The 228-nt window shown below is 61.8% G+C and carries 1 pseudogene; it reads right to left on the reverse strand.

Going from position 1 to position 228, the window contains the following annotated elements:
* Positions 1 to 228 (reverse strand): annotated as a pseudogene (locus J0695_RS41615) (1,4-alpha-glucan branching enzyme); the annotation flags it as partial.

A 228-nucleotide genomic window follows, 5' to 3' on the forward strand; every position in this document is an offset into this window, starting at 1 on the left:
CTGCTGCCACCAGTCGCCGGGGAGTTTGGAGACCAGGGAGCGCTTGCCGTGGACCACCTCGTCGTGGGAGATGGGCAGCACGTAGTTCTCGGAGTACGCGTACACCATCGAGAACGTCATCTCGTTGTGGTGGTACTTGCGGTGGACAGGCTCGTGGGAGATGTAGCCGAGCGAGTCGTGCATCCAGCCCATGTTCCATTTGAGCCCGAAGCCGAGCCCACGAGACGT

The sequence above is a fragment of the Streptomyces beijiangensis genome, from assembly GCF_017315755.1.
GTDB lineage: Bacteria > Actinomycetota > Actinomycetes > Streptomycetales > Streptomycetaceae > Streptomyces > Streptomyces beijiangensis.